This window comes from Nioella sp., assembly GCF_964229645.1.
In the GTDB taxonomy this organism is placed as follows: domain Bacteria; phylum Pseudomonadota; class Alphaproteobacteria; order Rhodobacterales; family Rhodobacteraceae; genus Nioella.
In genome coordinates this window covers 1-8,379 of sequence record NZ_CAXREX010000003.1, presented here as the reverse complement: position 1 = coordinate 8,379, position 8,379 = coordinate 1, and the positions used below count along the sequence as shown (strand labels likewise).

Sequence of the window (8,379 nt, the reverse complement as noted above, 5' to 3'; positions counted from 1 at the left end):
CAAGGACAGCGGCGCCGACGCGATCCATCCGGGCTACGGACTTCTGTCGGAAAATCCGCGCTTCGTGGATGCCTGCGAAAAGAACGGTATCACCTTCATCGGCCCCAAGGCCGAGACCATGCGCGCGCTTGGCGACAAGGCCAGCGCCCGGCGCGTGGCGATCGAGGCGGGTGTGCCGGTCATTCCCGCGACCGAGGTTCTGGGCGATGACATGGACGCGATCCGCGCCGAGGCGGCCGAGATCGGCTATCCCCTGATGCTGAAAGCAAGTTGGGGCGGCGGCGGACGCGGGATGCGCCCGATCCTGAAACCCGAGGAACTGGAAGAGAAAGTGCGCGAGGGCCGGCGCGAGGCCGAGGCCGCTTTCGGCAATGGCGAGGGCTATCTCGAAAAGATGATCACCCGCGCCCGCCACGTCGAGGTGCAGATCCTGGGCGACAAGCACGGGAACATCTACCACCTTTACGAACGGGACTGCTCGGTGCAGCGGCGCAACCAGAAGGTCGTGGAACGCGCGCCCGCCCCCTATCTCAGCCAGACGCAGCGCGAGGAAATCTGCCTTCTGGGCAAGAAGATCTGCGAGCATGTGAACTACGAATGCGCGGGCACCGTCGAGTTCCTGATGGATATGGACTCCGGCAAGTTCTACTTCATCGAGGTTAACCCCCGCGTGCAGGTCGAACATACCGTCACCGAGGAAGTGACTGGTATCGACATCGTGCGCGCCCAGATCCTGATCGCCGAGGGCAAATCGCTGGTCGAGGCCACGGGCACGGCCAGCCAGTATGACGTGAAGCTGGACGGTCACGCGATCCAGTGCCGGGTGACCACCGAGGATCCGACCCACAACTTCATCCCCGACTATGGCCGCATCACCGCCTATCGCGGGGCGACCGGCATGGGCATCCGCCTTGATGGAGGCACGGCCTATTCGGGTGCAGTCATCACGCGCTACTATGACAGCCTGCTGGAAAAGGTGACGGCCTGGGCGCCAACGCCCGAGGCCGCGATCGCGCGGATGGACCGGGCCTTGCGCGAATTCCGGATCCGGGGCGTCAGCACGAACATTGCCTTCGTGGAAAACCTGCTCAAGCACCCGACTTTCCTGAATTACCAGTACACCACCAAGTTCATCGACGAGACGCCGGAGCTGTTCGATTTCCGCCCCAAGCGCGATCGCGCGACGCGGATCCTGAACTACATCGCCGACATCACGGTGAACGGGCATCCCGAAACCGAGGGCCGCGCCAAGCCGAAAGCGGATCTCAAGCCCGCCAAGGCCCCTGCCCCCAAGGCCGCGCCCTCGCCGGGCACCAAGACGCTTCTGGATGAGAAAGGCCCGCAGGCGGTGGCCGACTGGATGGCGGCGCAGAAGCAGCTGCTTATCACCGACACCACCATGCGCGACGGGCACCAGTCGCTCCTGGCAACTCGGATGCGGTCGATCGACATGATCAAGGCCGCGCCTGCCTATGCTGGCAACCTGCCGCAGCTCTTCAGCGTGGAATGCTGGGGCGGGGCGACCTTTGACGTGGCCTACCGCTTCTTGCAGGAATGCCCCTGGCAGCGCCTGCGCGACCTGCGCAAGGCGATGCCCAACATCATGACGCAGATGTTGCTGCGCGCCTCGAACGGGGTGGGCTATACCAACTATCCCGATAACGTGGTGCAAAGCTTCGTGGCGCAGGCCGCCGAGACCGGCGTTGACGTGTTCCGCGTGTTCGACAGTTTGAACTGGGTCGAGAACATGCGGGTCGCCATGGATGCGGTGGTGGAAAGCGGCAAGGTCTGCGAAGGCACGATCTGCTACACCGGCGACATCCTGAACCCAGACCGGGCGAAGTATGACCTCAAATACTATGTCCAGATGGGCAAGGACCTGCGCGATGCGGGCGCGCATGTCCTGGGGCTCAAGGACATGGCGGGGCTTTTGAAGCCCGCGTCTGCCAAGATCCTCATCAAGGCGCTGAAGGACGAGGTGGGCCTGCCCATCCACTTCCACACCCATGACACGGCTGGCATTGCCTCGGCCACCATCCTCGCGGCCGCCGAGGCAGGCGTCGACGCGGTCGATGCGGCGATGGACAGCCTGTCGGGCAACACCAGCCAGGCGACCCTTGGCACCGTGGTCGAGGCGCTGCGCCATACCGAGCGCGATACCGGGCTCGACATCAAGGCGATCCGCGAGATCAGCGACTACTTCGAAGCCGTTCGCGGGCAGTATGCGGCCTTTGAGTCCGGTCTTCAGGCCCCGGCCTCCGAGGTCTACCTGCACGAGATGCCGGGTGGCCAGTTCACCAATCTCAAGGCACAGGCCCGCAGCCTCGGCCTGGAAGAGCGCTGGCACGAAGTGGCGCAGATGTATGCCGACGTGAACCAGATGTTCGGCGACATCGTGAAGGTCACGCCGTCCTCCAAGGTGGTGGGCGACATGGCGCTGATGATGGTCAGCCAGGGGCTGAGCCGCGCACAGGTCGAAGACCCCAAGACCGAAGTGGCCTTCCCCGATTCCGTCATCGACATGATGCGCGGCAACCTGGGCCAGCCGCCGGGCGGCTTCCCCGATGGCATCGTGCAGAAGGTGCTGAAAGGCGAAGCCCCCAATACCGAGCGTCCGGGCAAGCACCTGCCGCCGGTGGACCTGGAGGCCGTGCGCAAAGAGGTCATCAAGAAGGTGGGCGAGCCCGTCGATAACGAGGATCTCAACGGCTACCTCATGTATCCCAAGGTCTTCACCGACTACCGGGAACGCCACGCGATCTACGGCCCGGTGCGCACCCTGCCCACCAGGACATTCTTCTACGGCATGGAACCGGGTGAAGAGATCGAGGCCGAGATCGACCCCGGCAAGACGCTGGTGGTGCAGTTGCAGGCCGTGGGCGAGACAAACGAGGATGGCGAGGTCAAGGTCTTCTTCGAACTGAACGGCCAGCCCCGCGTCGTGCGCGTGCCCAATCGCAAGGTGCAGGCTTCCACCGCCAAGCGGCCCAAGGCCGAGCTTGGCAACCCCAACCATATTGGCGCGCCGATGCCGGGCGTGGTGGCCAGTGTCGCGGTGCAGGCCGGGGCAAGCGTGAAACAGGGCGACCTGCTGCTGACCATCGAGGCGATGAAGATGGAAACCGGCATTCACGCGGAACGCGACGCCGTGGTCTCTGCCGTTCACGTCACCCCCGGTGGCCAGATCGACGCCAAGGACCTGCTGGTGGAACTGAGTTGAACAGAACCGGGCGAAGCGGCACCGCTTCGCCCGGTTTCCGCCAAATTTTAAGCGATTTTCTCGCGTAGGCTTGCCCAACTGAGCAGTATTACGAGGGAAGGCCCTGTTTGGCATTCAAGCATTTCTTTACGACGACGCCGGGGCCGTAACGGTCGACTGGGTCGTGATGACCGCTGCGACCGTCGGGCTTGGGCTGGCGTCCATGGCGGTGGTCAGCGTCGGGGTCGAGGACCTGTCCGGCGACATTGGCACTCAGCTGGCCACCGACGGCTGGAACATGTTCAACAACGGGCGCACCGAGATTGCCTCGTTCGATTTCTCCGGCGGCAATGCCCTTGGCTGGATCGGCGGCGCGGTGATGGATATGGGCGGCGAGCTTGGCGAACTGATGGTGCTCGGGCCGGGCCAGTCGACCGGCTTCCTCGTCGATGTTCCGGAAGGGGCGGGCGAAGCGGTCATGACATTCGACCTGGTCGCGGGCGACAGCCTGGACAACAGCGCGCAATGGGGCACCGACACCGCCACCGTGATGCTGAACGGCGTGCCCGTCGCCATTGCACTGGCCAGCGGCAACACCATGACCTTCGACATCCCGCAGCTTGACGGCACCACCGTCGAGGCAACCGTCGAGGTTGAAGAGCGGGCGCTTGGTGGCAATGGCGGCTGGAACGATTCCGTCGCTGGCGTGCGGATCACGGTCGATCAGCCAACCGAAGCCATCCAGTTCGAACTTCAGTCGAACGCCAATCAGGGGATCGGCGACGAGTTCTGGGGGCTCGACAATTTCGACGCGTCCACCACCGGCAGTCCGGGGTTCTGACCAGACCTTCCAGCGGCAGGCCCGGTCATGCGCCACTTGCCGAAAAACCACACCCACGACGCCCTAATAGCGTCAAATCGGCCTGTTCCGGGCCAAATTAAACCGAATTTCCCGGATATCCGGGGGGGATATGGAGCAGTAACAAGGGATGAAGTATGCACAAAATCTACCATTTCCTATCGGATGATTCCGGCGCCGTCACGGTCGACTGGGTCGTCCTGACCGCAGGGATCACCGGGCTTGGCATGGCCACCGTCGGTGTCGTGTCCACGGGCATGAGCGACCTGAGCGGTGACATTAACGCCCAACTTGGCAGCAACATGATTTCCAGCCTTTTCGGTTCGACCCAGATCGCGTCGATGAACTTCACCAATGGTGACATGGGCGGTTGGGTCGGGGGCACCGTCATGGCCCCGATCGAAGCCCTGGGTGACATGCTGGTGCTTGGGCCGGGTGAATCGACCGGCATCACGCTCGATGTGCCCGCGGGTGCGGAGAGTGCCACGCTCACGTTTGACCTGATCGGTGGCGACAGCCTCGACAACGAGGTGATGACCATCACCACCAACGGGGAAACCGTGACCCTGGCCCGCGGTCTCTACAATGGGACCATGACCTTCATCACGCCCGACGTGGAAGGCATCACCGTCAGCACCGAGGTCATTTCCGAAGGCACGAACCTGGGCGGCTCCGGTCCGGCCAGGTGGCGCGATTCCGTGACCCAGGTGACGATCACGGTCGACGATCCCGGCGATACGCTGGCGCTTGGAATGACGTCAGGCGCGAACCAGCATATCGGCGACGAGTTCTTCGGCATCGACAACGTCGACATCTCTGCCAATTGAGCGCGGCTGAGATCAAAACATCGGGGCGGACGGCGAAAGCCGACCGCCCTTTTTCTGCGTTTTGGGATGCCCAGGGCGGGACTTCCCCCTTTTCGCCACGCCCCTGCACGCTAAGCTTTGCGGGCACGGAAAAACCAGGGGCACCCGATGGCCAAGATCCTTGTCATGACAGACCTGCACCTGACCCTGGAAGGGGAGACCATCATAGGTCTCGACCCCGGCGCGCGGCTGGCACAGGGGCTGGCCCATGCAGTGCGCGTGCATCCCGACGCGGATCGGTTGATCCTGATGGGGGACCTCACCCATCACGGCCGGGGCGCGGAATATGCCCGGCTCAAGAGCCTGCTGAGCGCCCTGCCCTGGCCCGTCACCCTGATGATCGGCAATCACGACAACCGCGCGGCGTTCCGCGCCGCCTTCCCCGGTGCCGCGACGGATGAGAACGGCTTCGTGCAAAGCGTGATCGACGCGGGCGATGTGCGGCTGGTTTGCCTCGACACGCACGAGCTCAGGCCCAGTGTTCAGCACGCAGGCCGGCTGTGCCCGCAACGGATGGACTGGTTGACCCGCACGCTTGCCGCCGACACGCGGCCCTGCCTTGTCTTCCTGCATCATCCGCCCTTTGCCACCGGGTTTACCGGGATGGACGGCATCGGTCTTTTGAACGCCGCAGAGCTGCGCGCCACGCTCGCAGCCCATGCCAACGTGGCGCATGTCTTTGCCGGGCATATTCACCGCACCATCACCGCTTCGGTCGACGGGTTGCCTGTCACCGTCTTCAAAAGCCCCTGCCACCAGATGCCCATGCTGCTTGGGGCACCCGGTTTTGGCCATTCGGTGGCCGAACCCGGTGCCTATGGCATCATCCTGACCGTTGGGGCCGATGTGGTGGTGCATTTCGAGGATTTCACCCTGCCTGCCGGGGAGGTGGGCCAACACTGAGGAAGGGACGCCCATGACACTTGTTTCGGCACTTTATGCGGGGCTTCTGGCCCTGCTGTTCCTGCACCTGAGCTGGCGCGTGATCGCCCTGCGGCGCAAACATGGCGTGTCCGTGGGCGATGGTGGCGAACGCTCGGTCGCCAAGGCGATGCGGGTGCAGGCCAATTGCGTGGAATATTCCACCATGGGGCTCATTCTGCTGATCGCGGCGGAGCTTCAGGGCGCGCCGGGATGGGCCATTCACGCGCTTGGCGTGTCGCTCTTCACGGGCCGGGTGCTGCATGCGTTCGGCTTCGGCTCCACCCCGCAGATCGTGCCTGCACGGGTCTGGGGCATGTTGCTGACGCTAGGCATGATCCTCGTGGCCGCACTGGCCAATATCGCCCATGCGGTGATCTAGGCCGGATTGGCCACTGGCGGGCGCGCCCGCGATCTGCGATGCTGAACAAGGCAACCAATCGCGAGGCGCGGGTCCCCTGTCGACGATCCTGTCCATCACCCTGCCCATCTACCTGCTGATCGGGCTTGGCTTCCTGTCGGTGCGCACCGGCTATTTCGCGGGCGCCGACATCAAGGCCATCGCGACATTCGTGGTGCGCTTCGCGCTGCCTGCGCTGATCTTCATCGCCGTGGGCACCGCCGCCCCGTCCGAGACCTTTCATACCGGGCTGTTCACCGCTTACCTCGCGGGGTCGCTCGCGCTCTTCTTTGCCTGCGTTCTGGTCGCGCGGCTGGTCTTCCGGCAGCGCTGGTCGCTGGTGGGGCTGATGGCGCTTGGCATGACCGGGTCGAATTCGGCCTTCGTGGGCTTTCCGCTGCTCTCGATCCTCTACCCAGACCTGGCCATCACCACTTTCGCGACGGTGATGATCCTCGAAAACCTGATCCTGATCCCGCTGGCTCTGGCCATCGCCGATGCAGGCGACAGCACCGACAGCACGCCGCTGCAAGGCTTTCTCAACGCACTCAAGGGACTGACCAGGAACCCGATCTTCCTGTCGATCCTGGTGGCGCTGGCCTATTCGGTGTCGGGGCTGACCTTGCCGGACCCCCTGATGCGCCCGATCGAGATGCTGCGCCCGATCGCCTCGCCCATTGCGCTCTTTGCCGTGGGGGGCACGGTGGCGGCGGCGCGCTCGGTGCGCGGCATGGTTCTGCCCGCGGGCGCGATCCTGTCCGGCAAGCTGATCCTGCATCCCCTGTTCGTGCTGGCCGCCGCGCTCATGGTGCCGGACCTGCCGCGCGAAATCCTGCTGGTCGCGGTGGTGAACGCCGCCTGCCCGATGCTGTCGATCTACCCGCTTTTCGGCCTGTCCTACGGGCGCGAACTGCTGACCTCGGCCACGCTGATGGTCACCACGGCAGCCTCCTTCGTGACAATCTCGTCGCTTCTGTGGATTATTTCCGCAAGCGGCGGCTGACCCATTGTGCCGGGGCCCGGCCCACCTATGTGAGTGCAACTTCAACCACGGAGACCACGATGATCGAGCTTTTGTCCGACCCCGCAGTCTGGGCCGCCTTCCTGACCCTCACGGTGCTCGAAATCGTCCTGGGCATCGACAACGTCATCTTCATTTCCATCGCGGCGGGTCGCCTGCCTCCCGAACAGCGCCGACGGGCGCGGGTTCTGGGCCTCACGGGCGCGCTGGTGCTGCGCATCCTGCTGCTGCTGTCGATCACCTGGATCATCGGGCTCAGCCAACCGATCATGACCGTGATGGGCCTCGACATCAGCTGGCGCGACATCATCCTGATCGCCGGGGGGCTCTTCCTGCTCTACAAGGCCTCAACCGAGATCTTCCACGAGGTCGAAGGCGGCATCCATCTGCCCGAGGAAACCGTGGTCAAGGCCGCCTTCACCTCGGTCATCTTCCAGATCATGCTGCTGGACCTCGTCTTTTCGATCGACTCGGTCATTACGGCCGTGGGCATCGCCGACCACGTGGAAGTGATGATCGCCGCCGTGATCATCGCCATCATCGTCATGATGGTCGCAGCCGCCCCGATTGCCGATTTCGTCGAGAAACACCCCTCGACCAAGATGCTGGCGCTGGCCTTCCTGGTCATGGTCGGCATGGCGCTGGTGGCGGACGGGTTCCACGTCCATATCGAGCGTGGCTTCATCTACGCCGCGATGGTCTTTGCCGGCGCGGTCGAGATGCTGAACCTGTGGCGCGCGGCACGGATCAGGCGGCTGGCGGAAAATGCGTAAGGCGCGCGATTTTCCTCTTGCAGCCCCCGCGCGGTCTGACTAAACACCGCCCTCACAGAGCGGGCGTAGCTCAGGGGTAGAGCATTACCTTGCCAAGGTAAGGGTCGTGAGTTCGAATCTCATCGCCCGCTCCAATCAAAAAGGCCTCCGGTTTTCCGGGGGCCTTTTTGATTTGGTGCTGCCCACGCAGAGCCGCGATTTTCCTCTTGCAGCCCTCCCGCCAGCCGACTAAATACCGCCTCCACAGAGCGGGCGTAGCTCAGGGGTAGAGCATTACCTTGCCAAGGTAAGGGTCGTGAGTTCGAATCTCATCGCCCGCTCCAATCAAAAAGGCCTCCGG

General features: G+C 63.8%; 7 protein-coding genes and 2 tRNA genes. All 9 read left to right on the top strand.

Features of this window, described 5'->3' with window-relative positions:
- The coding region (locus tag ACEQXV_RS00110) for a pyruvate carboxylase (RefSeq protein ID WP_370267280.1) at positions 1-3,220 on the top strand (3,220 nt) is incomplete at its 5' end.
- Positions 3,221-3,386: 166 nt separating this feature from the next.
- On the top strand, positions 3,387-4,040 hold the full coding sequence (locus ACEQXV_RS00105) for a hypothetical protein (RefSeq protein ID WP_370254378.1): 654 nt from the start codon (positions 3,387-3,389) through the stop codon (positions 4,038-4,040).
- A gap of 155 nt (positions 4,041-4,195) precedes the next feature.
- A complete protein-coding gene (locus ACEQXV_RS00100; RefSeq protein ID WP_370254380.1) occupies positions 4,196-4,885 on the top strand; it encodes a hypothetical protein in 690 nt (229 codons plus the stop codon).
- A 147-nt stretch (positions 4,886-5,032) separates the two neighbouring features.
- Complete coding sequence (locus ACEQXV_RS00095; RefSeq protein ID WP_370267278.1) at positions 5,033-5,827, top strand: phosphodiesterase; 795 nt, start codon at positions 5,033-5,035, stop codon at positions 5,825-5,827.
- Positions 5,828-5,840: 13 nt separating this feature from the next.
- Entirely contained in the window at positions 5,841-6,227 is a 387-nt protein-coding gene (locus ACEQXV_RS00090; RefSeq protein WP_370254382.1) for an MAPEG family protein, read from the top strand.
- 13 nt (positions 6,228-6,240) lie between these two features.
- A complete protein-coding gene (locus tag ACEQXV_RS00085; RefSeq protein WP_370267281.1) occupies positions 6,241-7,248 on the top strand; it encodes an AEC family transporter in 1,008 nt (335 codons plus the stop codon).
- A gap of 59 nt (positions 7,249-7,307) precedes the next feature.
- A complete protein-coding gene (locus ACEQXV_RS00080; protein WP_370251082.1) occupies positions 7,308-8,039 on the top strand; it encodes a TerC family protein in 732 nt (243 codons plus the stop codon).
- Between the two features lie 59 nt (positions 8,040-8,098).
- Positions 8,099-8,173: transfer RNA gene (locus ACEQXV_RS00075), tRNA-Gly, on the top strand.
- Positions 8,174-8,287: 114 nt separating this feature from the next.
- A tRNA-Gly gene (locus tag ACEQXV_RS00070) sits at positions 8,288-8,362 on the top strand.
- Positions 8,363-8,379: the final 17 nt, after the last annotated feature.

What these genes read in the sequence shown, in the direction of transcription:
- ACEQXV_RS00095 (WP_370267278.1), top strand. Translation starts at nt 5,033, where the DNA reads ATGGCCAAGATCCTTGTCATGACAGACCTGCACCTGACCCTGGAAGGG.
- ACEQXV_RS00105 (WP_370254378.1), top strand. Translation starts at nt 3,387, where the DNA reads ATGACCGCTGCGACCGTCGGGCTTGGGCTGGCGTCCATGGCGGTGGTC.
- ACEQXV_RS00080 (WP_370251082.1), top strand. Translation starts at nt 7,308, where the DNA reads ATGATCGAGCTTTTGTCCGACCCCGCAGTCTGGGCCGCCTTCCTGACC.
- ACEQXV_RS00100 (WP_370254380.1), top strand. Translation starts at nt 4,196, where the DNA reads ATGCACAAAATCTACCATTTCCTATCGGATGATTCCGGCGCCGTCACG.
- ACEQXV_RS00090 (WP_370254382.1), top strand. Translation starts at nt 5,841, where the DNA reads ATGACACTTGTTTCGGCACTTTATGCGGGGCTTCTGGCCCTGCTGTTC.